21 protein-coding genes and 1 pseudogene are annotated in these 24,065 nt (G+C 70.0%); 12 read left to right on the top strand and 10 right to left on the bottom strand.

The features are described from left to right. Positions 1-66: 66 nt before the first annotated feature. The 3 genes from G6045_RS16080 to G6045_RS16070 form a co-directional block, all read right to left on the bottom strand. Positions 67-654, bottom strand: coding sequence for a TetR/AcrR family transcriptional regulator (locus tag G6045_RS16080; protein ID WP_328707795.1), 588 nt, complete (start codon positions 652-654; stop codon positions 67-69). Positions 655-929: 275 nt separating this feature from the next. Next, positions 930-2,150, bottom strand: a complete 1,221-nt coding sequence (locus G6045_RS16075; protein ID WP_165332630.1) for an outer membrane protein assembly factor BamB family protein — start codon at positions 2,148-2,150, stop codon at positions 930-932. A gap of 56 nt (positions 2,151-2,206) precedes the next feature. Then, entirely contained in the window at positions 2,207-2,935 is a 729-nt protein-coding gene (locus G6045_RS16070; protein WP_328707794.1) for an aminoacyl-tRNA hydrolase, read from the bottom strand. A 111-nt stretch (positions 2,936-3,046) separates the two neighbouring features. Between G6045_RS16070 and G6045_RS16065 the strand changes: the two genes are divergently transcribed. The 3 genes from G6045_RS16065 to G6045_RS16055 all read left to right on the top strand — a co-directional run bounded on the left by G6045_RS16065 (position 3,047) and on the right by G6045_RS16055 (position 5,287). Beyond that, entirely contained in the window at positions 3,047-3,727 is a 681-nt protein-coding gene (locus G6045_RS16065; protein ID WP_165332629.1) for an AIM24 family protein, read from the top strand. A gap of 61 nt (positions 3,728-3,788) precedes the next feature. Next, positions 3,789-4,619, top strand: coding sequence for an ATP-binding cassette domain-containing protein (locus G6045_RS16060; RefSeq protein WP_165332628.1), 831 nt, complete (start codon positions 3,789-3,791; stop codon positions 4,617-4,619). Beyond that, positions 4,616-5,287: an ABC transporter gene (locus G6045_RS16055; RefSeq protein ID WP_165332627.1), complete on the top strand. Its 672-nt coding sequence runs from the start codon at positions 4,616-4,618 to the stop codon at positions 5,285-5,287. The genes G6045_RS16060 and G6045_RS16055 overlap by 4 nt, the downstream gene beginning before the upstream one ends. A 27-nt stretch (positions 5,288-5,314) precedes the next feature. On the opposite strand, the gene G6045_RS42390 is transcribed toward G6045_RS16055, so the two are convergent. Next, entirely contained in the window at positions 5,315-5,533 is a 219-nt protein-coding gene (locus G6045_RS42390; RefSeq protein WP_408056336.1) for a hypothetical protein, read from the bottom strand. Between the two features lies 1 nt (position 5,534). Continuing rightward, a complete protein-coding gene (locus G6045_RS16050) occupies positions 5,535-8,543 on the bottom strand; it encodes a CARDB domain-containing protein (protein WP_165332626.1) in 3,009 nt (1,002 codons plus the stop codon). Between the two features lie 501 nt (positions 8,544-9,044). On the opposite strand from G6045_RS16050, the gene G6045_RS16045 reads away from it, so the two are divergent. The 5 genes from G6045_RS16045 (at position 9,045) to G6045_RS16025 (ending at position 15,781) form a co-directional block, all read left to right on the top strand. Continuing rightward, entirely contained in the window at positions 9,045-10,382 is a 1,338-nt protein-coding gene (locus tag G6045_RS16045) for an ABC transporter substrate-binding protein (RefSeq protein ID WP_165332625.1), read from the top strand. 78 nt (positions 10,383-10,460) lie between these two features. Further along, a complete protein-coding gene (locus G6045_RS16040) occupies positions 10,461-11,399 on the top strand; it encodes a carbohydrate ABC transporter permease (protein ID WP_165332624.1) in 939 nt (312 codons plus the stop codon). A 4-nt stretch (positions 11,400-11,403) separates the two neighbouring features. Then, positions 11,404-12,420 carry a carbohydrate ABC transporter permease gene (locus G6045_RS16035; RefSeq protein ID WP_165332623.1) on the top strand — a complete coding sequence of 339 codons (1,017 nt, stop codon included), beginning with the start codon at positions 11,404-11,406 and terminating at the stop codon, positions 12,418-12,420. Positions 12,421-12,487: 67 nt separating this feature from the next. Continuing rightward, positions 12,488-14,170, top strand: a complete 1,683-nt coding sequence (locus G6045_RS16030; protein WP_165332622.1) for a glycoside hydrolase family 13 protein — start codon at positions 12,488-12,490, stop codon at positions 14,168-14,170. 174 nt (positions 14,171-14,344) lie between these two features. Next, complete coding sequence (locus G6045_RS16025) at positions 14,345-15,781, top strand: ABC transporter ATP-binding protein (RefSeq protein ID WP_165332621.1); 1,437 nt, start codon at positions 14,345-14,347, stop codon at positions 15,779-15,781. A 7-nt stretch (positions 15,782-15,788) separates the two neighbouring features. On the opposite strand, the gene G6045_RS16020 is transcribed toward G6045_RS16025, so the two are convergent. From G6045_RS16020 to zapE, 4 genes are all read right to left on the bottom strand, one after another. Next, complete coding sequence (locus G6045_RS16020; protein WP_165332620.1) at positions 15,789-16,640, bottom strand: polysaccharide deacetylase family protein; 852 nt, start codon at positions 16,638-16,640, stop codon at positions 15,789-15,791. An 88-nt stretch (positions 16,641-16,728) separates the two neighbouring features. After that, positions 16,729-17,604, bottom strand: coding sequence for a polyphosphate kinase 2 family protein (locus G6045_RS16015; protein ID WP_165332643.1), 876 nt, complete (start codon positions 17,602-17,604; stop codon positions 16,729-16,731). 303 nt (positions 17,605-17,907) lie between these two features. Next, a complete protein-coding gene (locus G6045_RS16010; RefSeq protein ID WP_165332619.1) occupies positions 17,908-19,284 on the bottom strand; it encodes a PhoX family protein in 1,377 nt (458 codons plus the stop codon). Between the two features lie 120 nt (positions 19,285-19,404). After that, positions 19,405-20,499: a cell division protein ZapE gene (gene zapE, locus G6045_RS16005; RefSeq protein WP_328707792.1), complete on the bottom strand. Its 1,095-nt coding sequence runs from the start codon at positions 20,497-20,499 to the stop codon at positions 19,405-19,407. A 37-nt stretch (positions 20,500-20,536) separates the two neighbouring features. On the opposite strand from zapE, the gene G6045_RS16000 reads away from it, so the two are divergent. From G6045_RS16000 to msrB, 4 genes are all read left to right on the top strand, one after another. Continuing rightward, the gene (locus G6045_RS16000) at positions 20,537-21,310 is read left to right on the top strand and encodes a pyrimidine reductase family protein (RefSeq protein ID WP_165332617.1); all 774 of its coding nucleotides are present in this window, start codon (positions 20,537-20,539) and stop codon (positions 21,308-21,310) included. A 164-nt stretch (positions 21,311-21,474) separates the two neighbouring features. Beyond that, positions 21,475-21,942 carry an indole-3-glycerol phosphate synthase gene (locus G6045_RS15995; RefSeq protein WP_165332616.1) on the top strand — a complete coding sequence of 156 codons (468 nt, stop codon included), beginning with the start codon at positions 21,475-21,477 and terminating at the stop codon, positions 21,940-21,942. Between the two features lie 124 nt (positions 21,943-22,066). Beyond that, entirely contained in the window at positions 22,067-23,473 is a 1,407-nt protein-coding gene (gene murC, locus G6045_RS15990; RefSeq protein ID WP_165332615.1) for a UDP-N-acetylmuramate--L-alanine ligase, read from the top strand. A gap of 13 nt (positions 23,474-23,486) precedes the next feature. Then, the gene (msrB, locus tag G6045_RS15985) at positions 23,487-23,894 is read left to right on the top strand and encodes a peptide-methionine (R)-S-oxide reductase MsrB (RefSeq protein ID WP_165332614.1); all 408 of its coding nucleotides are present in this window, start codon (positions 23,487-23,489) and stop codon (positions 23,892-23,894) included. On the opposite strand, the pseudogene G6045_RS40875 reads toward msrB, so the two are convergent. After that, a pseudogene (locus G6045_RS40875) lies at positions 23,869-24,065 on the bottom strand (hypothetical protein); the annotation flags it as partial. The gene msrB and the pseudogene G6045_RS40875 sit on opposite strands and share 26 nt — an antisense overlap.

Here is a 24,065-nt window from a genome sequence, read left to right as displayed (position 1 = left end):
TCGGACGATGTGCCAGGCGATGTGCGTCGGGGGATGTGTCAGGCGATGCGCGTCAGGCGATGCGTGTCAGGCGATCTGCGGTACGAGCTCCGGATCCGTCGCCGCCGAGCGCAGCCTTGCGACGATCCCGGTCCGGGCCCGGTCGTACGGCGTCGGATCCCCGTTGAGCAGCGAGTGGGCGTTGGCGGTCTCGAGGAGCGCGACCAGCTCGAACGTGAGCTGCGCGGGATCGGTGCCGGGGGTCAGCTCGCCGGCGGTGCGTGCCTCGGCGACCCGTTCCTCCACGTAGGCCATCCATACGGTGAGGGACTCCACCACGGCGTCGTGGACGGGGCCCTGCCGTGCGTCGAACTCGGCCATCACCGCGTAGAAGAAGCATCCGCCGGGAAACACCCGGTCCTGCGAGTACCGCAGCCACCCCTCGCACAGCCGCGCCACCTTGCCGACGCCGGCGGGGAGTTCGGCCACGGGTGCGAGGACCTCGTCGCTGTAGATCCGTCCCGCGGCCCGGATCGTGGCGAGTTGCAGCTCCTCCTTGGACCCGAACAGGGCGAACACGCCGCTCTTGCTGAGCCCGAGCTCGGTGGCGATCCGGCCCACGGAGAGCGCTTCGAGCCCTTCGACGGAGGCGATGTCGACGGTGCGGCGGAGCACGAGGCGCCGGGTGCGGTTGCCTCGTTCGACGCGGCCGTCGCGGGTGGCCGCCTCGGTCTGGCCGTCGCGGGTTGCGGCCTGGGTCTGGCCGTCGCGGGCCGTCTGGGCCTGGCCGTCGCGGGTCGCCGCCTCGGCCCGACCGTTGCCGGTCGCGGCTTCGGACCGGCCGTCGCGATGTGCCTGACTCACCTGCGCGCACCCCATGACTAGGACTGTTCCTGCTGTTCCTGCCCTGTGCACCCTAAGCGGTGGCGCGGGAGAGCGGGAGGCCGCGCTCAGCGCCAGTCGTATGCCTTCACCGGCGGTGTGCCGCGTCCGCTCTTCTTGTCGATCCAGAGGATCCGGCCGTCGTGCAGATGCACCGTGTACGGCTCGTCCGCCGTCACGCGCAGCCGGCGCCGTGCCACCGCACGGCCGTCGGCGGGGTCGAGCACATACGCGTCGCAGCGCCACCCGACGTGCGTCCCTTCGCTGACTTCCTCGTGATGGCGCAGAGCGACCACACAGCCCCGGTGCCAGGCCAGCGCGTCGATGCCCCACCCGTCGTCCCACGTCCACAGGTGCCGCCCCGTCGACAGCGAGAAGGCGGCAAGGCGGCCCACGACGTCGAATCCCGGCGCCTTGAGGAACGCGATCAACACGTCCCCGGACCACATGATCTGGCGCCCCCGGTCGGCGAGGAACCAGGTGGCGTACGGCACGAGCGAGGTGCCGTCGGCCGCCGAGATCTCCGCGACCGTACGGCCGTCCGCGTCGAGGTGCAGCACATGGTTCCCGCCGCGCCGGCCCTCACCTTGAACCGCGAGCAGCAAGGGATCCACGGAGGCGATCTCCACCTCCTTGATGGGGCCGTCGAGGGGGACCGGCCTCTCCCAGCGCACGGTGCCGTCGGTGGTGTCGACTGAGGTGACAGCGGCGCTGCCCGCCCACTGTGTGACGAGAACGAGCCGGTCTCCTGCGGCCCCGATCCTCGCCCTGCTCGCCGCACCGTGCGGCACGGTCCACGCGGTCCGGCCCGTCCGGCTGTCCAGGGCGACGACCCCCTCTCCCGTGGCGACCATCGCCCGATCCCGCGACAGGGCTACGGTGCCGTGCCTGAGACCGGACGTGCCGCCCCGGAGCTCGTCGAGGTTCTGCCGCACCGACCAGAGCTCGTGCCCCGATCTCATGTCGAGGGCGGTGACGCCGGCGCTCTTCGCGCCGTCGTACGTGTCGGGCCAGTGGGCCACGAGCGCGACCCCGTCCACGATTTGGCCGGCCATGGCCGCAAGGACGTCGCGGCCCGGTACCTCCCAGACCCAGCGCTGCCTGCCGGTACTCGTGTCGAAGGCGCGCAGCCGATCGAAGGAGGCCCGGACGACCAGCCCGTCGCAGTGCCAGGAGCCCAGCGCCTCGGAATCGGCAGGACCGGCGTGCTGCGCCTCCCACACCGGTTTCAGCGCACGCAGGCGGCGCTTGGGAAGCCAGACCGAATCGGGCGCCCTGTCCTCGTACATGTGTCTCTCCCCCCAGAAGGACCGATGCCGGGGAAGAGTAGCGGGGGCCTGCCAGGTCAGCGCCGCAGGGCCGGATGGTCCGCCACCACGGTGCACGAACCCGGCGCGATCTCCGTGAAGCCCGCGTCCCGTACGACCGGAAGCCCGCTCGTCGTCAGCGCCGCCCACGCGTCCCCGGCCGCCGTGCGCACCGCCAGCGGGAAGCCCGCGTCGCGCCAGTCCGCGCGTTCGGTGTCCGACAGTTCCCACCAGGCGAGCTGGGCGCCGTGGCCGGCCTGGGCCATCGCCTTGCCCGCCGACATGTCGACATCCGGGCTCATCCACAGGACCGGACCCGTGACGTCGGGGTCCGCGGGCGGTTCCGGGTCGTCGAGTTCCGTGCCCGAGACCTGGAGTTTGGCGAGCTCCTTGGGCCAGCCGTCCAGGGGGACCGGCGGGAAGACGCGGACCTCGGCGGACTTTCCGGTGACCGTGAGGCCGGGCAGGGCGCAGGCCTTGCGCCACTCCGCGCCGCGGGCCCGGCGGACCACCTTGCGGATCCGGGCGTCCTGCCAGTCCCGCATCAGCTGTGCCCACTCCCCGTCGTCGAGGGAGCGCGGATCGCTGAGCATCACGAGCACCGCGCGCGCCGCCGTCTCCAGGGCGTCGGTGCGCGCCGGGGGAGCGGTCTTCTCCAGGTGGAGGACGAGCGGCAGGACGAACTGGGGGGCCTCGTCGCGGCTCGTGTTCTCGTGCTGGAAGGGGCTGTCGGTGCCGGTGCCCGGGGTGGGATTCTCGCTGCTCACGCGCCCCAGTCTGCCAGGAGCGATACGGGCTTTCGGAGGTCGGCCGAAAGTCTGCCGGCCTCATCCTTTGGTCTCTTGGCGGCGTCACAGCCGCGCGCGAGGATGCGGAGCATGAAAAGCGACCTGTTTGCCGCGCAGCACATGGCTCAGCCGGCCACCGTGCCGGGGATGAGTCTGCAGAACTCCAAGTCGATCAAGTACGTCGTCAACGGTGAGATGTTCGCCCGCCAGGGCGCCATGGTCGCCTACCGCGGAAGTCTGCAGTTCGAGCACAAGGGTCAGGGCGGGATCGGCGGCATGCTCAAGCGCGCCGTCACCGGCGAGGGGCTGCCGCTGATGGCGGTGCGCGGTCAGGGGGAGGTGTGGCTCGCCCAGCAGGCGGCCAACTGCTTCATCGTCGATGTCGAGCCGGGTGACGCGCTCACCATCAACGGGCGCAATGTCCTGTGCTTCGACCCCACGCTCTCGTACGAGATAAAGACCGTGAAGGGATCGGGGATCGCCGGGGGCGGTCTGTTCAACAGCGTCTTCACCGGACAGGGCAAACTCGGTGTGATCTGCGAGGGCGAGCCGATCGTCATCCCCGTCTCGCCGCAGGCCCCGGTCTTCGTCGACACCGACGCCGTGGTCGGCTGGAACACGCAGCTGCGCACCTCCCTGCACCGCTCGCAGAGCATCGGCTCGATGGTGCGCGGCGGTTCGGGGGAGGCGGTCCAGCTGAAGCTCGAGGGCGAGGGCTATGTCATCGTCCGGCCCAGCGAGGCCCCTGCCACCCAGCCGAAGGCACACTGACGCCCATGGTTCCTCCGAAGGCACACTGATCCCCATGACCCCTGCGAAGGCTCGTTGACCGATGCTCACGTTCCACCAGGTCGGGCGCCGCTACGGACTCGGCGGACCCTGGGTGCTGCGCGGAGTCGGCCTCGCGCTGCCCGCCGGCACCCTGGCCCGTGTCGCGGGCGCCAACGGCACCGGGAAATCAACCCTGTTGAGGCTCGCGGCCGGGATCGACGCGCCGAGCGCCGGCCGGATCGAGGGCCGTCCCCGCACCGCGTACGTTCCCGAACGCTTCCCGCCCGCGCTCCCCTTCACCGCCCACGGCTATCTCACCCACCTCGGCCGCGTCCACGGCCTGTCCCGGCGTACGGCACGCGTCCGGGCCGAGCGCTGGCTGGACCGTTTCGGCGCGCGGGCCCACGGGGAGACGCCGCTGGCCGAGCTGTCCAAAGGCACCGTGCAGAAGGTCGCCGTGGCCCAGGCGCTGCTCGCCGAGCCGGAGTTGCTTGTGCTCGACGAGGCGTGGACGGGGCTGGACGCCGAGGCCCGTGACGCGCTGGACGAGGTGGTGACGGAGCGGGTCGCCGGGGGCGCCTCGGTGCTCTTCGTCGATCACGATCCGCGCCGGCTCGCGGGAGCGGTCTCGGCGGCGTACGAGGTGTCGGGCACGTCGCTGATCGCCGCCGAGCGGGGCACGGCCCGGGTACGGATCGACGCGGAGGCCCCGCCCGGGACCAAGCTGCCCGACGGGCTGCCCCCCGAGGCGACCCACGAGAGGGACCCCTCGGGTACGGTCCGCTTCACCGTCCCGGCCGCCCACTCGGACGCGCTGCTTCGCGCGCTGCTCACGGCGGCCGGCCCTTGGCACATCCACCGCGTCCGCCCACCAGCCGCCCGGGAACGATGACCGCACTGCTCGGCTACCACGCCGCCCTCCTCCTGCGCTCCCAACGCTGGCTCCCGCCCGCCGTGTTGTATGGGGCGCTGCTCGCCGTCGGCGTCAGCATGGGCGACCCCCTGCTGGACTCGCTCGGTTACGCGGCGGCTGCCCTGCTGCCCGTCGCCGCCTGGCTGGTCCGTATCTGCGCCACCCAGGAACCGCCCGCGGCCCGGCACGTCACCGCCACGGCGGCGGGCGGCCCCTCGCGGGCCCAACTCGCCGTACTGCTCACGGCCTTGGCGGCCGCCGGGCTGCTCGGGGCGATCGGCACGGTGCTCACGGTGGCGCTGGGCGACGCCCACAGCACCGACCACACCGTGGAGATCCCGCTGCCCGGCGCCCTCGTCTCGGGCCTGCTCGCCGCCGCGGTCTGCACCCTGACGGGCGCGGCCCTGGGCGCCCTGTGCACCTGGCCGGTGCTGCGCGGCAGGGCCTTGTCCCTGGCGGCGCTGTGCCTGGGTGCGCTCCTCCTCCTGGTGACCGCGGGCTCCCCGGCCCGCACCGCCGTCTCCGCCCTCATCAACGGCTCCCACACGGGCGAGCCACCACTGTCCGTACTGCCGCTCACGGGAGCGGTGGTCGCCGCGGCGGGGGCGGCGGCCCTGTCGTGCCGGCTCAGCGGGCGGCGTACGTAGGGTCAACCGGGCAGCAGGGGACTGGCCTCACCCCGAGCAAGCCGCCCGCTCCGCCTCCCGCCACTCGCATACGGGGCAGAGCGTGGTCCCCTTCGTCGACGCGGGGTACTCCGTGGGCTCGCGGCACAGCACGCACTCCGCGAGGGGCTCGTCTGTCATGGCCTCAGGGTAGTTCCGGGTCGCATACGAGCTGCCGCCCGGACCCCGACTGCGGGTCCGGGCGGCAGGTTCACCGTCAGCCGTCAGGTCACAGGCCCGACAGCTGCTGCCCCACTCGGGAGACCCCCGTGGGAGCTCCGTTGATCACGAACTGCGAACCGGGCTCGACCAGGATGTCCCCGTCACGGGAATCGCTGATGTCGACGTTCGTCAGGGTCGCGCTGCCGCGCGCCCCGCCCATCGCGAGGATGCCCGAGCCGTTGTTGGACTTGGTGATGGTCACGTTCTCCACCTTCACGCCCGGCATCTCGCCGCCACCCGTCTTGAACTGGATGCCGTCGTACGTCGAGTCGTGGATGTCCGTGTCGCGGATCGTGACACCGGGGATGCTCGGCCCCTGGGCGAAGAGCGTGATCGCGCCGAACTCCTGGTCCTCGTTCCAGAACGCCCCGCCCGTGCGGTAAAGACCGTTGTTCGCGATCAGCGTCTGGCCCGTGAACGGGATCGGGTCGTGGTCGGTCGCGAGCATGATGCCGGGGTAGTTCATGGTGTCGCTGATCAGGTTGTTCTCGATCTTGTTGCCGTAACCGCCGTACACCGCGATGCCGTTGGCCCGCCACGGCAGCTGCACGGTGTTGTTGCGGAACACGTTGTCGTGGCCGATGTCCACCGACGTGTCCTTCACGTACTTGCTGGCCCAGACCGCGAGCGCGTCGTCCCCGGTGTTGCGGAAGGACGAGTTGTAGACGGTCGAGTTCCGGGTGCCGTTGGTGAAGTTGATGCCGTCCGCGTACGTGTTGCGGATCCGCATCCCGCTGAACTCCAGGCCGTCGCCCGGGTTCCAGAGCTCCGGGATGTTGGAGTAGTCACGGCCCACCCACGCGCCGACGTTCGCGTGCTCGATCCAGACATTGCTGATCTTCGTGCCCTTGCCGAGCCGGCCGTTGATCCCGACGCCGCCCTCCGCGTTGCCGTCACCGCCGCGGATCTGACCCGAGCCGAAGATCGCGATGTCCGAGATCTTGGTGTTGTCGTCGATGTCGAAACCGAAGTTGCCCTCGTGCGGGTGGTTGATGCCGCCCGCCTGGTGCGGGGGAGTGAGCGTGTAGAGCTGCGAGTGCCACATGCCCGCGCCGCGGATCGTGACGTCGCGGATGCCCACCTGGTTGAACTGACCCCGGTTGAGCGGGTCGTCGGTCAGGATCTTCTGCTCCTGGCGCCACTGCCCCGCCGGGATCCACACACAGGAGATGTCACCGTTCTGGTCCGCGGTCACCGCCTTCTGGATCGCGGTGGTGTCGTCGATCCCGTCGTTCGGGATCGCCCCGTACTCGGTGATCGAGGCGCACTCCGCGGGCTTGGCCGCGGCCGGCGCCACCTGCTCCAGATCGATCAGGTCCACGATGTAGTACGCGGCATCGTCCCCGGCATCGCGCTGCAGCCGGAACTTGGTGCCCGCCGGGTAGGTGTTCGCGAGCAGCGCGTGAGACTCGTCGAACAGCCGGCGCGCGTCACCGCCCGGGGTGTTGGTCAGGCCCTCCGGCTGGTCGGTGTTCCCGTACAGCCAGCTGTGCTTGGAGGAGAGCTTCACCTTCTGCACGAACTGGCCGTCCGCGTACAGGCTGAGCGTCTTCTCCTGGCCGCCGCCACCGGGCGCGTCCGGGATCGCGTTGCGTACGACGATCGAGTTGGACGCGCTGGTGGAGGTGAACTCCACGTACTGGCCGGCCGAGTTGAGCCGCACCGACTTGCGGCCCGAGGACTCCGAGGCGAAGTTGGTGTGGCCGAAGGTGCGCACGGCGTCCGCTTCGAGCAGCGTGCCCTCGTAGCGGCCCTCCTCCGCCTCGTACTCGACATACGGGACGGCGGCGCCGCGGCCGACGACGATGGAGCGCGCGAAGACGTTGTTGTCCTCGTTGGTCTCGTCGACCGTGTCAGTGGCGTCGGCGGTCGCCGTGAGCGTGGCGCCGCCGCTGGTCGCGGTCCAGGTGCCGGAGAGTTCCACGGTCTCGGTGGCGCCCGCGGCGACGGCCGGCGCGGTCCCGTTCAGGGTCTTGTCGCCCACGGTCAGACGGGTGACCGAACCCGCGCTCACAGCCGAAGTGCCGCGGTTGTGGACCTTCACGGAGAAGGAGACGTTCGAACCGACGGCCGGGCTCGACGGGGTGGAGCCGATCCCGGTGACCTGGAGGTCGGGGCCCGGGGTCTGGCCAACGGTGAGCTTGGCGTCGGCGGTGATGCTGTTGTTGTCGTTGTCCTGCTCGGCGACCGTGTCCAGCGGGTCGACCACCGCGGACACCGTGTAACTGCCCTGCGCCCGCTTGCCGAGCGCGACATCGACCGGCGCGGACTCACCGGCGCCGAGCGCGGGCACCTGCGCGGTTCCGGCGACGGTGCCGCCGAGGCTCACATCGACGGTGGTCGCCGCGGCGGCCGCGTTGCCGGTGTTGCGTACGGTCGCCTTCGCCGTGATCGCGTCGCTCTCGCTGGGGGTGTCGGGCGACCAGGCCAGGCCCGAGACGGAGAGGTCCGGGTTGGGCGCGGGCTCACCGTTGACCTGGAACTCCGCGATCTGGCCGGCGTATCCGGAGGTGTTGCCGGTGATCTTCAGCTGGACATCGGCGTACCGCCCGGAGACCGGGATGCCGACGGAGTTCTGGTTCGCGGCGGGATCGAAGACGTAATCGGCCGCCGCCTTGACCGAGGTGAAGCTCTGCTCGCCCTGCTTGCGGGCGAGGACCTCGATGGTCTGGGTGCGCTTGGACCAGGCCGGGTCGGGGTTCAGCTTGAGGACCACGGAGGAGAGCTCGGCGTCCGCACCGAGCTTCACGGTCAGCGTCGACGGGTGACTGCCCGCCTCCCAGTAGGTGTTCGTGGAGTTGTCGTTGGCGTTCGTCGCGAAGTAGTTCTGGATCGAGGACGAGGCCTCGATCGGCTTGCCGACGGCGAGATTGGTGACCGCCGCGGCCTGCGCGGTGTGCGCGGCCCTGGGGGGAGCGGCCGCTGCCACGGCCGCCGGGGCGAGTGCGCCGGCTATCAGCCCGGCGCCGAGACAGGCTGCAAGCAGCCGTCTGTTGCGTTGTCTTGCTCGCGTCATCTGCGGGTGCGCCTTCCTGATGGGGGGTTGGGGGGAGGGGCGGCCCGGGCTCCTACGGCCGCACACTCAAGCAGCGCGGCCAGAGGAGCACAAGATGTCGGCGAGATATTGCAAATATTCGACAGGCCGCTGGAACATCGGATCACTGCGCGGAGCGGGCGCGATCTGTACGCCACCGCCCGGGCATCCCGGTGGCGCCTTGCCGTCCGGCCCTGCGGAGTGACCTCGCAACTTACGAGGCCGCCCACGCAACGGCACGACGGCGCCCGGTGCGAGAATTGCCTGATGGGGCGGCGATGGGGTGGATCAACTGGCCTGAAACAGGCCTTCGGCGGCGCGAACCTTGCCAAGGATCAGGCCTGACGGCTCGTCACTGCGAGGGGCTCGTGACGCAGTCGTAATCTTGCAATGTTGGATCGAAATCTTGCGTACCCCTGCTCGTCGTCCTAATGTGACGCACCGATCAGGGCAGTGCCCTGGGCGTCACCCAGAGGAGCCGTAATGAAGCCCCGTAACCTCGCGATCTTCCTGATCTCATCAGGCCTTGTCCTCACCGCCACGGCGTGCGGCGGCGACGACTCGGACTCCGATGCGGGAGGCGGAGTCACCATCACCGTCGCCTGCCAGCCGGCGAAGACCGCGCCGAAGACGCGCAAGGCGTGGGACGACGACGTCGCCGCGTTCGAGAAGGCGCACCCGGGCGTGAAGGTCAAGAGCACCGACCAGCAGCCGTGTTACGACCCGAAGACCTTCGCCGCGAAGATCGCCGGCGGCCAGATGGAGACCGTGTTCGTCGTTCCGGTCACCAACTACACGGATGTCATAGCCAAGAAGCAGGCGAAGGACATCACCGGCGTCACCAACCTCGTGAAGAACTTCGGTGACATCAAGCAGGACGCCCGGGACATGGTCACCAAGGACGGCAAGGTCTACGGCGTCCCCAACGTGAACTACAGCGTCGGGCTCGTCTACAACCGCGCGCTCTTCGAGAAGGCCGGCCTCGACCCCGAGGCCCCGCCGCAGACCTGGGACGAGGTCCGCGCCGCCGCGAAGAAGATCGCGGACCTGGGCGACGGCTACGTCGGATACGGCGAGTACGGCGGCGGCAACGTCGGCGGCTGGCACTTCGCGCAGTCCATCTTCAGCCGCGGCGGCGAGATGGTCGTCGACGGCAAGGCGGCGTTCAACAGCGCCGAGGGCAAGGCGGTCCTGCAGACCCTGCACGACATGCGCTGGGAGGACGACAGCGTCGGCAAGAAGGTGCTGATCGGCTGGGAGACGCTGATGCAGCAGATGGGCGCGGGCAAGACCGGCATGATGCTCGGCGCACCCGACGTCGTCACCGACGTGGTGCAGAAGTTCCAGGGCAAGGTCGAGGACTACGGCATCACCGCCATCCCCGAGGGCAAGGCGTCGCTGACCGGCGGCGAGGCCTACATGATCAACCCCAAGGCGAACGCCGCCGAGACCAAGGCGGCCATGCAGTGGATCGACTTCCAGTTCAACACCCCGGGCAAGGGCCGGCACGACTACGCGCGCGGCAAGGCCAACGGTGACCCGGTGGGCGTGCCCAACAACGATTACATGGGCGACTCGCCGACCGGCCAGGAGATCATCAAGCTCCGCAACGACAACGCGAGCCTGCCGGTCGAGAACTACCAGACGTACATCGACAAGGCGGCCAGTGTCACCGCGAAGCTCGAGCCGGCGAAGGCACAGGAGCTGTACGCGGTGCTCGACGTGGCCATGTCGGCGGTCCTCACCCGTGAGAACGCGGACATCGACAAGTTGCTCTCGGACGCCGAGACCAAGGCCAACAAGATTCTTGCGCAGGGCTGACGGCGCGGATCAGGGGTGCCGCATCCGCTTTCGGCGGAGCGCGGCACCCCGCACCACGGGCGGGAACGGGAGATCACCATGGACACACTGACCCTGCGGACGAAACGGCCGGCGAGGCCGCCACGTCGCAGGCCACCCTCGAAGCGGAAACGGGCGGTCCGGAACAACATCACCGCGTACGGATTCCTGTGTGCGGCACTGTTCTGCTTCGCCTTGTTCGCGTGGTGGCCGATGATCCGGCAGATCATCATGAGCTTCCAGGAGACCAATCTGGTCGACGAACCCACATGGGTGGGCCTGGACAACTTCCGTACGGTCGTGGAGGACCCGGCGTTCGGACAGGCCTGGAAGAACACCATCGCCTTCACGTTCCTCGCCCTGATCTGCGGCTATGTGATTCCGTTCGCCGTGGCCATCATCCTGAACGAACTGCGCCACGCCCGCGCGTACTTGCGCTTCGTGGTCTATCTGCCGGTGATGCTGCCGCCGATCGTCTCGGTGCTGCTCTTCAAGTGGTTCTACGATCCCGGACCGGGCCTGTTCAACTATGTGCTCGACGCCGTGGGCCTGCCGACGCTCGCCTGGCTCGACTCCACGGACACCGCGCTCATCTCCCTGGTGCTCGTCTCCACCTGGATGAACATGGGCGCCGGCGTGCTGATCTACCTCGCCGCCCTCCAGAACATCCCCGGTGATCTCTACGAGGCCGCCGAACTCGACGGTGCGGGGATCTTCAAGCGGATCTGGAACGTCACCGTCCCGCAGACCCGGCTGATCCTGCTGCTCATGCTGATGCTCCAGATCGTCGCCACGATGCAGGTCTTCATCGAGCCGTATCAGCTCACCGGCGGCGGACCCGAGAACGCGACGGTCACCGTCGCCTTCCTGATGTACCAGTACGCCTTCGTCTACGGCGGCAACTACGGCGCCGGCAGCGCGCTCGGCGTGATGCTCATGATCGTTCTCCTTGCGGTCGCCGCAGTCCAGCTCCGGCTGACCCGCGACGAGAAGAGGTAACCCCATGGCCAACACTGCCAACACTGCCGACACAGCCCGCACAGTGCACACAACAGCCAAGCCCGAGGCGCCGGCAGAGACCCGCAAGGTGACACCGCCGAGTGCCCACCGCAGGAAGAGGCGGCGCCGCGCCGCCTGGGCCGACGGGCACGCGCGCACCATCGTCTCGCCGCTGGAACTCAAGTCCCGCTGGGGGACGAGGATCTACTGGGCCGTGCTCGCGGCCGTGCTCTCCGTCTTCACCCTGGTCTTCGTCTTCCCGCTGTACTGGATGGTCACCGGCGCGATGAAGTCCGGCGAGGAGATCGCCCAGATGCCGCCGACGCTGTGGCCCGAGAACCCGGACTTCTCCGTGTTCTCGGATGCCTGGGAGCTCTTCGACATCGGCACGCTCCTGCAGAACACCCTGTACTACGCGGTCGGCGCCTGGCTCTTCACCCTTGCCGTCGACGTGACCGCCGCCTACGCCCTGTCCAAGCTCCGGCCGATGTTCGGGAATGCGATCCTCGGTGCGATGCTGGCCACGCTGATGATCCCGCCGATCGTCGTGATGATCCCCGCGTACGTCACCGTCACCGATGTGCCGATCTTCGGCTGGCAGCTGCTCAACTCGCCCTGGGCGATCTGGTTCCCGGTGGCCGCCAACGGCTTCAACATCTTCCTGCTCAAGCGGTTCTTCGACTCGATACCCGACGAGATCCTCGAAGCGGCCGAGATCGACGGCGTACCGCCCTGGCGGGTGCTCGTCTCGATCATCCTGCCCATCTCGCGGCCCATCCTCGGTGTGGTCTCCATCTTCACCATCGTGATGGTCTTCAAGGACTTCCTCTGGCCGCTGCTCGTCCTGCCGGACAGCGAGAAGATGACGCTCAGCGTGGGTCTGTCGCAGACCGCGGGAGCCGTCTCGCAGAACCAGATCATGGCCGGTCTGGTGATCGCGAGCATCCCGATGATCATCGTTTTCTTCTTCTTCCAGCGCAGCATCATGGCGGGCCTGACGGCCGGCAGCCTCAAGGGCTGACCCGCACCGGCCCTCACCCCTCATCGCCCGCCTTCCGAAAAGCACTCCGCCGCCGGCCAGCACTTCCATGCCCCCGCTATGGCCGGCGGCGGGGTCCCCACCTGCCCGAAAGGAACCTCCCGTGGCAGTTGTTGAATCGTCCCGCACCGGCGATCTGCCGCCCTCCCGCACCGACGACTGGTGGCGTGACGCCGTCATCTACCAGGTCTACCCACGCAGCTTCGCGGACGGCGACGGCGACGGTACGGGGGACCTCGCGGGTGTCCGTGCGAACCTGCCGTATCTGGCCCAACTCGGCGTCGACGCCGTCTGGTTCACGCCCTGGTATCTCTCGCCGCTCGTCGACGGCGGCTACGACGTGGCCGACTACCGCACCATCGACCCGGCCTTCGGCACCCTCGACGAGGCGGAGAAGCTGATCTCGGAGGCCGCCGAGTTCGGGATCAGGACGATCGTCGACATCGTCCCCAACCACCTCTCCGACCAGCACGCCTGGTTCCAGGCCGCCCTCGCGGCGGGCCCCGGCAGCCCGGAGCGGGAGCGCTTCCACTTCCGGCCCGGCCGCGGCGAGAACGGTGAACTGCCGCCCAACAACTGGCCCTCCCAGTTCTCCGGCGACACCTGGACCCGGGTGCCCGACGGCGAGTGGTACCTGCACCTGTTCGCCCCCGAGCAGCCCGACCTCAACTGGTCGCATCCCGAGGTCCGGCGCGAACACGAGGACGTGCTCCGCTTCTGGTTCGAGCGCGGCGTCGCCGGCGTCCGTATCGACTCGGCCGCCCTGCTCACCAAGCACCCGGAGCTGCCCGACTTCACCGAGGGCGTCGACCCGCACCCGTATATCGACCAGGACGAGATCCACGACATCTACCGCTCCTGGCGGGCGATAGCCGACGAATACGACGGCATCTTCGTCGGCGAGGTCTGGCTCCCCGACAGCGAACGCTTCGCCCGCTATCTGCGCCCCGACGAGCTGCACACCGCCTTCAACTTCAACTTTCTCGCCTGCCCCTGGGACGCCGACCGACTGCGCCGCACCATCGACGACACCCTCGCCGAGCACGCACCCGTCAAGGCCCCCGCCACCTGGGTCCTGTGCAACCACGACGTGACGCGCACGGTCACCCGCTACGGCCGCGAGGACACCGCGTTCGACTTCGATACGAAGGCCTTCGGCACCCCCACCGACCTGGAGCTCGGCACCCGCCGCGCCCGCGCCGCGGCGCTGCTCACGCTGGCCCTGCCCGGCTCCGTCTACCTGTACCAGGGCGAGGAGTTGGGCCTGCCCGAGGCCGACATCCCGCTGAGTCGCATCGAGGACCCGATGCACTTCCGCTCCGGCGGCACCGACCCGGGCCGCGACGGCTGCCGGGTGCCGCTGCCGTGGGTGTCCGGCGAACCGCACAGCGGATTCGGCTCGGATACGGAGCCGTGGCTGCCGCAGCCCGCGTACTGGCCGCAGTACGCCGTGGACGTGCAGAGCGAGGATCCCGCGTCGATGCTCGCCCTGTACCGCACGGCCCTGCGGCTGCGCCGCGAGACGCCCGGCTTCGGCGACGGACCGATGGCCTGGCTGCCCGCCGACAACGGTGTCCTCGCCTTCTCCCGTACCGATGCGCTGGTGTGTGTGGTAAACCTCTCCGGTACCCCGGCCACGCTGCCGTCGCACGCGGAACTCCTGCTCGCCAGCGGCCCGTTGACCGAGGACGGACGGCTGCCGAGCGACACGGCGGCCTGGCTCCGCAGGTGAGCGGCATGGCTCCGCCGGTGACCTGAACACCGGCGGAACGAGCCCGGCCCCGCCCGTGGGGGAGGCGGGGCCGGGCTCGCAGCACACCCCGATCCGCAGCACCGAAGCACCTCTGCACGGAACTCAAAAGCACCTCTGCACGGCCCTCAAGTCCTCGACGCCAGGCGGACCTCCATGAGCAGAGCCATCGAGTTGCGAGAAGTGAGCAAGAGATTCGGCGACGCGTACGCCGTGCGCCGGGTCTCCCTGACCGTGGAACCCGGCGAGTTCCTGGTGCTCCTCGGCCCTTCGGGCTGCGGGAAGTCCACGGTGCTGCGCATGATCGCGGGCCTGGAGGACATCACCGAGGGTGAGCTGTTCCTGGGCGGTGAACCCGCGAGCGACGTACTGCCCCGCGAGCGGGACATCGCGATGGTGTTCCAGAACTTCGCGCTGTACCCGTCCATGACCACCCGCGAGAACATCGGGTTCCCGCTGCGCCTGCGGGACCCCTCGACCAACCACGAGCACCAGGTGCGGGCGACCGCGCGGATGCTCGCCATCGAGGACCTCCTGGAGCGGTTGCCCGCCCAGATGTCCGGCGGTGAACGCCAGCGCGTGGCGATGGGCCGGGCGATCTCCCGGCGCCCGTCGGTCTTCCTCCTGGACGAGCCGCTGTCCAGCCTCGACGCCAAGCTGCGCAGCCATCTGCGCGCCGAGATCGCCCGTATCGTCGCCGAACTCGGCGTCACCACCGTCTATGTGACGCATGATCAGGCCGAGGCGATGTCGCTCGGCGACCGGGTGGCGGTGATGCGGGACGGCGTGCTCCAGCAGGCGAGCGCGCCCCGTGACCTGTACGCCCGCCCGGCCAATGTCTTCGTGGCGGCCTTCGTCGGCACCCCGCGCATCAACCTCCTCGAGGGCGTGGTCAACGCCCCGCTGGACGGCCCCATGGCCCTCGACCTCGGGCGTCAACGCCTGCGTCTGCCCCAGCCGTTGACCACCGACCACCAGCTGCTCCGCATCCAGCAAGGGCGCCCGGTGATCGTGGGCCTGCGTCCCGAGGCCGTACGGATCGGGCCGCCGAGCCAGGCGCGGCCGGGCGAGGCCGCGCTCGGCGGGGTCGTGGAGCACGTGGAGTATCTGGGGCACGAAGTGCTCGTTCATCTGAACACCGGCTCGCGGCGGGCCGTCGTTCCCGACCTGGAATCCTCCCGGCCCGCCGCGGACGGCGGTGCGGTGCGCTCGGCCCGCAGGCCCTGGCTCGACCGGGCGCTGCACCGGGTGAGCTCGCTGGCCGCCGCCCGGGAGCCGGGGCCGGCCGCAAGGCGGGCGTCAGTGCCGGGGCCGGTCCCTGGTGCGGGCCCAGGCCCGGCTCCTGGGCCGGCTCGTGGTTCAGTTCCTGGGTCCATCCCTGGGTCGGTCCCTGGGGCGGTCCCTGGTTCGATCCCGCCCGAGCGCCGTACGACGGCGGCAGGCGATCTGGTCCTGCGGTCCGGCCCCGAACACCGTGTACGCGTCGGCGGCCACATCCCGCTCCTGGTGGACCTGGCACGGCTCTACGTCTTCGATCACACCGGGATGCGCATCTGCCCGGCCCCGGACCAGATGCCGGTGCTGCACACCTGAGACGGACTCAGCGCGCGGACCCCTGGGCCCCGATGAGCTCCGACACCCGTACGAACCGGTAGCCCTGCTTGCGCAGCGCGGGCACGATCGTGCGGAGCGCCTTCTCGGTCACGGGCGCGGCGCTGCGCGTGCAGTGCATGACGACCACCGAACCCGGCTTGACCCCGCCGAGCACATCCGCGGCGACCGCGTCCGCATCGGTCGCGAACGCGTCCCCGCTCACCACGTCCCACTGCACGGCCGTCACCCCGCCGGCCGCGAGCGCGCGCAGCGCGGTGCGGTCGTAACACCCGCCGGGGAAACGGAAGTACGGCACCGCATCGGCCACCCCCGCCTTCTCGAAGGCCTTGAACGCCCGCTCCACATCGGCCTTCATATCCTTCGGCGCGATGGTCGGCAGCCCGTAGCAGTCCTTGGTGAAGGCGTAATGGCTGTACGAGTGATTGGCGACCTCGAAGAGCGGATCCGCGCCGATGGCCTTGGCCTGCGCCGGGTACTCCTCGGCCCAGCGGCCCGTCATGAACACGGTCGCCGGCACCTTGTACCGCTTGAGCGCGCGGATCAGCTCCGGATTGTCGAACCGCTCCCCGCGCGCGGCCCGTGTCCCCTGGTCCGCCGTCATATCGGCGTCGAAGGTCAGCGCGACCACCTTCTCGCGCCGCTCCCCGTTCTTGAACACCGGAGCGAGCCCCTGCGGGCCGGGCGCGAGCGTCGGCGGCCGCGAGGTCTCCGCCTCGGGGGAGGGCGTGGGGGCGGCCTTCTTCGGACCGGCCTGCGAGCCGCAGCCGGCGACGGCGACGGCGGTGGCGAGCAGGGCGCAGACGGCGAGCGTGCGTACGCGAGCGGTGAGGGTCGTCACGCGCAGACGTTAACCCGTAAAATCCGACAAACCGCTCATTTCGCCAACGGGTGTCAGGTAGACACCAGAGAGTGGCCGACCACGCGGGTCACTCCGCGGCCAGCAGCCGCTGCCGGCACTCCTCCACGTCGAAGTCGCCCTTCGGGTACTGCGGGTCCAAGGCCTCGAGATGTTCCAGGAGGAGCTTGCTGATGGCCCAGTTGCGGTACCACTTGCGGTCGGCGGGGATCACGAACCACGGTGCCGCCTCCGTCGAGCAGCGCTCCAGGGCGATCTCGTACGCCTCCTGGTACGCGGGCCACAGCGCGCGCTCCTCGATGTCGCCGACGTTGAACTTCCAGTGCTTGTCGGGGCGGTCGAGGCGTTCGAGCAGCCGGCCGCGCTGCTCCTCGTTGCTGATGTGCAGGAAACACTTGATGACCGTGACGCCGTCGTGCGTCAGGGACTTCTCGAAGCGGTTGATCTGGCCGTAGCGCCGGCCGAGCTGGCTGCGCGGGACCAGTTCGCGGACGCGCGCGATGAGCACGTCCTCGTAGTGCGAGCGGTCGAAGATGCCGATCTCGCCGCGCTCGGGCAGCGCCTTCATGATCCGCCACAGGAACGGGTGGTTCTGCTCCTCGGGCGTGGGTGCCTTGAAGGCCTTGATCCGGCAGCCGGAGGGGTTGAACAGGCCGATCACATGCTTGACCGTGCCGCCCTTGCCGCTGGTGTCCATGCCCTGCAGGACCAGCAGCACACGGCGCCGGTCGCCCGCGGTGCTCGCCGCGTAGAGCCGCTCCTGGAGGTCGGCGAGACGTTCACCCATACGGGCCAGATCGGCGAGGGCCTCGGCCTTGTTCGCCGGTCCCGCGGGGGTGGCGCGGGCGTCGTACGCGGAGAGGTCGAGGCGTTCGCCCTCGGGGACGCGCAGCAGCTCGGAGAGCGCGGCTGTGGTCCTGGACCCGGCGGCCCTGCCGGCCGCCACCTTCGCGGGCTTGTCAGCCTTCGCCTTGGCGGGCTTTTCAGCCTGCGCCTTCGCGGCCTTGACCTCGGCTTTCACCTTCGCGGCCTTGACCTCGGCCTTCCCGCCACCGCTTGTCGCCTTGCCGGACTTCTTGCCCGGCTTGCTCGGCTTGTCCGCCTTGGTCTTCGTCTTGGCCACGGCCTACCCCTTACGCCCCTTGTGAGAGTCCACTCGATCCTGCGCCGGATCGGCGACGGCCGCTACCGCTGCGCGCCCGCCGCCCCGAAGGGCGGGCTGTCGTCCACAGCCCGCCCACGCCGGCGGCTAGGAGTGCCAGGGCCCCGTCACCGCGAAGGTCGTGCCGGGGGTGTAGCAGTTGACGTACATCGTGTCCCAGTCCGGCGAGAACGTGCAGCCCGCGAACTCGCCCCATTCCGGGGCCTCGGGCGTCCCGATGTTCTGCCGGTTGCCGGCCATCGGGTAGACCTCGCCGCGCCGGGTCAGGCCGTACACGTGCTGTGCGCCCTCACCGTCCTCGCACACCATCAGACCGCCGCTCGGGGCGAGGCAGATGTTGTCCGGCTCCTCGCCGGGCAGCTGGATGTCGGTGTCGGGACCGAAGACGATCACCAGCGTGAGACGGCGCGACGACGGGTCGTACCGCCAGATCTGGCCGTAGTGGTCACCGGCCGAACCTTCGCGGCTGCGCGCGTAGCTGGAGACGAAGTAGACCGACTTGCCGCCCCAGTAGCAGCCCTCCAGTTTCTGGGCGTGGGTGATGCCCTTCGGCCCGAAGTCCTGCAGCCGGATGGGGGTTTCCTTGGCCAGCGGGTCCGGGACGTCGACCCACTCGACGCCGTCGAAGCTCGCGCCCGTCTCCTGGATGGACGCCAGATCCGGTACGCCGGGCACGCGCATCGCCTGCAGCCGGCCGCCCGCGCGCAGTGAACCGCGGCCGCCCTCGGGCTTGTTGGGCAGGAAGCGGTAGAAGAGACCGAACGGCTTCTGGAAGGCGTCCTCCGTCTCGTAGACGACACCGCGCCTCGGGTCGACGGCGATCGCCTCGTGCTGGAAGCGGCCCATCGCGGTGAGCGCCACCGCGCCCGTACGACGCGGATCCACCGGGTCGACCTCGAAGATGAAGCCGTGGTCCTTGGTGTAGCCGTTGGTGCCGGCCTTGTCCTCGTTCTCCTCGCAGGTGAGCCAGGTGCCCCAAGGGGTGGGCCCGCCAGCGCAGTTGACGGCGGTGCCGGCGATGGACACCCGCTCGTCCACGACGTTGCCCCGGCGGTCGAGCGTGATGTTCGTACAGCCGCCCTTCGCGGCCGGGTCGTACGTCAGACCCTCGACGACCGGTACGCCGATCTTGCCGGTGTGCCGGTTCTCGTGGTTGCGGACGAGGTGCGTGCCGCCGCGCTTTCCGGCGAAGGCGGCCATTCCGTCGAAGTTCGTGGGCACCTGCCCCTCGCCCGAGCGCAGCGGCTCGCCTTCACGCGAAAGCACCTTGTACCTGAAGCCCTTGGGCAGATCGAGCAGACCGGCAGGGTCGGGCACCAGCGGCCCGTAACCGCCTCTGCCGTGTGCGGCGGCGGACCCTGCGAAGAGTTCGGTGAGCGAGCCGGCGAAGGTGATTCCCAGGCCCAAGGCCCCGCCTCCGGCGAGGACTTGGCGTCGGGACGCGGACATACGTGAGTCGGTCATTCGGGCAACTCCCTGTTGGCGGACAGGAACGTAACCCGCCTGTGTGTACCACCTGATCCACGACGCGGGAACCACGCGCGTAGCGTCGGCTCCCGCGTGTCACCGCTCGGCACTTGTGGTTCAGGCGTTCTCGACCAGCCGCTTCCCGTCCCGCGCAAGGGCGGTGAGCCGTGAGATCGCGCGGAAGTACTTCTTGCGGTAGCCGCCCTTGAGCATGTCCTCGCCGAAGATCCGGTCGAAGGGGAGGCCCGAGGCCACGACCGGCACCTCGCGGTCGTAGAGCCGGTCCGCGAGCACCACGAGCCTGAGCGCCGTCGACTGGTCGGGCACCGCGTCGACCCCGGTCAGGCAGACGGCCGACAGGTCGTCGGTGAGCGCGCCGTACCGGCTCGGGTGCACCTTGGCGAGGTGGTCGAGCAGGTGCGGGAAGTCGTCGAGACTCGAGCCCTGAGTGGCGTACGCGGCCTTCGCGACCTGCTCGTCGCTGTACGGCGAGGGTGCCTCGGGCAGCCCGCGGTGCCGGTAGTCCTCGCCGTCGATCCGCAGCGCCTTGAAGTGCGCGGAAAGGCCCTGGATCTCGCGCAGGAAGTCCGCCGACGCGAACCGGCCCTCGCCGAGCTTGCCGGGCAGCGTGTTCGAGGTCGCCGCGAGGGCGACGCCCGCGTCGACCAGCTTGCCGAGCAGGGTGGAGACGAGCACGGTGTCGCCCGGATCGTCGAGCTCGAACTCGTCGATGCAGAGCAGCCGGTGGCCGCTGAGCGTGGCGACGGTCTGCTGGAAACCGAGCGCGCCCACCAGGTTCGTCAGCTCGACGAAGGTGCCGAAGGCCTTGAGCGAGGGTTCGGCCGGGGTCGCGTGCCACAGGGAGGCGAGCAGATGCGTCTTGCCGACGCCGTAGCCGCCGTCCAGGTACACGCCGCGCGGACCGGCCGGGGCCTGGACCTTCTTCTGGAACCAGCGCCGCTTGCCCGCCCCGCTGGCGTGCGCCCCGCCGAGCGTGCCGGCGAACGAGCTGAGCACCTGAACGGCCTGGGCCTGCGAGGGCTGCGAAGCGTCCGGTACGTATGTCTCGAAGCGCGCCTTCTGGAAGCGCGGCGGCGGCACCATTTCGGCGACAAGACGCTCGGCCGGGACGTGCGGCTCGCGCGCGCAGAGGGACTGGGGGGCCGGATCGGCTATCGGATGGCGGCCGGCGGCAGCAGGAGAAGGCGACACAGGTCCCCACTTTACGGGCCGTGGAAGACTGCGGGACATGCGCAGTCTGTTCCCTGTGACCGATGAGACAGCAGCCGGCGGCTCCGGGGAGGCCCGTGAGTGGAGCCTCGACGAGCTCGCCGAGCGGTACGCGTATCCACCGGGTGGCACCCCGTGGCTGCGCGCCAACATGGTCTCCACGCTGGACGGGGCCGCCCAGCACGACGGACGTTCCCAGCCCATCTCGAGCGACACCGACATGCGGATCTTCGGCACCCTGCGGGCGCTCGCCGATGTCGTGCTCGTCGGTGCGGAAACGGTACGCCTGGAGGGCTACCGCCCCGCCCGCGCCCGCGAGGCGTTCGCCGCGCGCAGGGCGGCGGCCGGGCAGGGCCCGGCGCCGGCGATCGCCGTCGTGAGCGGCAGCCTGGACCTGGACTTCTCGCTGCCCCTGTTCACCGAGCCCCTCGTGCCGACCCTGATCATCACCGGCGCGGAGGCCCCCGCACACCGGGTGAAGGCCGCCGAGCAGGCCGGCGCCCGGATCGTGGTGGCCGGGGACAGTGCGTGGGTGGACCCGGCAGCGGCCGTACGGGGTCTCGCGGACCTCGGCTTCACCCGGCTGCTCACCGAGGGCGGGCCGCGGCTGCTCGGCCAGCTGGTCGCGGCCGGCGTCCTGGACGAGCTGTGTCTGACGGTTTCGCCCATGCTTGCGGCGGGTGACGCGCAGCGGATCGGGGGAGGGCCGTCGATCCCCGTACCGGAGCGGCTGGAACTCACATCGCTGCTGGAAGAGGACGGGTTCCTGTTCTGCCGCTACCGTCGAACCTGACAATCAGCGGAATCTGTCGTTCCGTTTCCCGCTCCGGTGGGCACACTAAGACACGCAGACCCCGTGCGAACACGGGGAAGGATGGTTTCCGCAGGGGCTCTGGGCCCCGAGGATCCGCAGGTTCCGCAGGGGCCGGAAGGCTCCAATGGAGAAGGGCGCCGGACGTGTTCACGAGCGTATTGATGATCGAGAAGGCCCTGTCGGCCATCGACGTGGAGTTCGTCACGACCCTGCACGGAGACGACGCGGTCTCCTTCGTCGTCCTCATGCAGCCGCGTGGTGACCAGGACCGGCTCCTTCGTGCGGTGGACGACGTGGCGCTCGGCGAACTGGAAGAGGCCGTCCACGAGGGCGACGTACCCGAGGGCGAGGACGCCGTGGGCCCCGCCCAGCAGGCGCTCGACCACTCGCTGGCCGCGCTGCGCGAGGCCGGCTGCGAGGCCGTCGGGCATCTGGTCGAGGACCAGCCCCTGGACGTGCTGTCCTCGATCACCGAGCGGACCGGCGCGGACGAGGTGATCGTCCTGACGGCCCCGCACTATGTCGAGGAGTTCTTCCACCGGGACTGGGCCTCGCGGGCGCGGCACAAGGTCGGGGTGCCGGTCCTCAAGCTGTACGCGCACAGCGAGTAGGTTGCGGCTCGGCCCGGCGGTCCCACGCCGGGCCCGCCGGGCGGACCGCCCGGTGCTCAAAGGGGCCCCGCGCAGCACTTAGGCTGGGTCCCCGCCCCAGCACGCGACCCTCGGGAGACCTCGTATGACGCCCGGCATCCCCCCTGCCCTGGACCGACCGCACTTCATCGGCATCGGCGGCGCCGGAATGTCGGGCATCGCGAAGATCCTCACGCAGCGCGGCGCGAAGGTGGCCGGCAGCGACTCCAAGGCCTCCGCGACCACCGACGCCCTGCGCGCCCTCGGTGCCACCGTGCACCTCGGTCACGACGCCGCCCATCTGGCCGAGGACGCCAGCGCGATCGTGGTCTCGTCCGCGATCCGCGCCGACAACCCGGAGCTGGCCGCCGCCGAGGAGCGCGGCATCCCGGTCGTGCACCGCTCGGACGCCCTCGCCGCGCTGATGGACAACCTGCGCCCGATCGCGGTGGCCGGCACCCACGGCAAGACGACCACGACCTCGATGCTCGCGGTCGCGCTCTCCAGCCTCGACCTGCATCCCTCGTACGCGATCGGCGGCGACCTCGACGCCCCCGGTTCCAACGCCGAGCACGGCAGCGGCGAGATCTTCGTCGCCGAGGCCGACGAGTCGGACCGCAGCTTCCACAAGTACGCGCCCGAGGTCGCCATCGTCCTCAACGTCGAGCTCGACCATCACGCCAACTACGCCTCGATGGACGAGATCTACGACTCCTTCGAGACCTTCGCCGGGAAGATCGTGCCGGGCGGCACGCTCGTCATCGCCGCCGACCAGTCGGGCGCCGTGGAGCTCACGCGCCGGCTGCGCGACGTCTCGTCCCTCAACGTCGTCACATACGGCGAGTCCGAGGGCTCGGACGTCCGTATCCACAAGATCACCCCGCGCGGACTGTCCAGCGAGGTCACCGTCCTCATCGGCGGCAAGCTGCTGACCTTCACCGTCTCGGTCCCCGGCCGCCACTACGCGCACAACGCGGTGGCCGCCCTCGCCGCGGGCGTCGCGATGGGCATCCCGGCGCACAACCTGGCCGGTGCCATCAAGTCGTACACCGGCGTCAAGCGCCGCCTCCAGCTCAAGGGCGAGGCGGCCGGCGTCCAGGTCATCGACTCGTACGCGCACCACCCCACGGAGATGACCGCCGACCTGGAGGCCATGCGCTCGGCCGCCGTCGACGCCCGCATCCTGGTGCTCTACCAGCCGCACCTGTTCTCCCGCACGCAGGAGCTCGGCACCGAGATGGGCCAGGCCCTGGCGCTCGCCGACTCCTCCGTGGTGCTCGACATCTACCCCGCCCGCGAGGACCCGATCCCCGGCGTGACCAGCGAACTCATCCTCGACGCCGCACGCGCCGCGGGCGCCGACGTGACCGCCGAGCACGACAAGGACAAGGCCCCCGCGGTCATCGCGGGAATGGCGAAGCCCGGCGATCTGGTTCTCACCATGGGCGCGGGCGATGTGACGGACCTCGGTCCGCGCATCCTGGACCACCTGTCCGCGCACGCCGCCGAGTGAGGAGCTGAGGATCATGTCGTACGAGGTCGAAAAGCCGGACGAGCAGTGGCGTACGGAGCTGACCCCGGCCGAGTACAAGGTCCTGCGCGAGGCGGGCACGGAGCCTGCCTTCGTCGGCGAGTACACGGACACGAAGACCAAGGGCGTGTACTCCTGTCGCGCCTGCGGCACCGAACTCTTCACGTCGGGCGAGAAGTTCGAGTCGCACTGCGGCTGGCCGAGCTTCTACGACCCGAAGGACTCCGACGCCGTGGAGCTCCTGTCCGACACCTCGCACGGCATGGTCCGCACCGAGGTGCGCTGCGCGAAGTGCGGCTCGCACCTGGGCCATGTCTTCGAGGGCGAGGGGTATCCGACGCCGACGGATCAGCGGTACTGCATCAACTCGATCTCGCTCAGGTTGGTGCCTGACGGGGAGTGACCGGGTCGTTTTCCGGTGAAAGGTGATCCCGCTCGGCCATCCTCCGGATGATGCCGGGCGGGATCGCCGGGTTCTGGGCGGCGGTTTCGGCGGTGCGGCCTTCGCGCAGGAGCGTGACCAGGACGTCGGCGGGGAGGCGGGGGGAGCGGGTGGCGGCCCAGCGGACGGAGG

The sequence above is a fragment of the Streptomyces mesophilus genome (assembly GCF_011044995.1).
Taxonomy (GTDB): domain Bacteria; phylum Actinomycetota; class Actinomycetes; order Streptomycetales; family Streptomycetaceae; genus Streptomyces; species Streptomyces mesophilus.
Note: the sequence above shows the minus strand (reverse complement) of the source record. Positions and strands in the feature narration are given on the sequence as shown.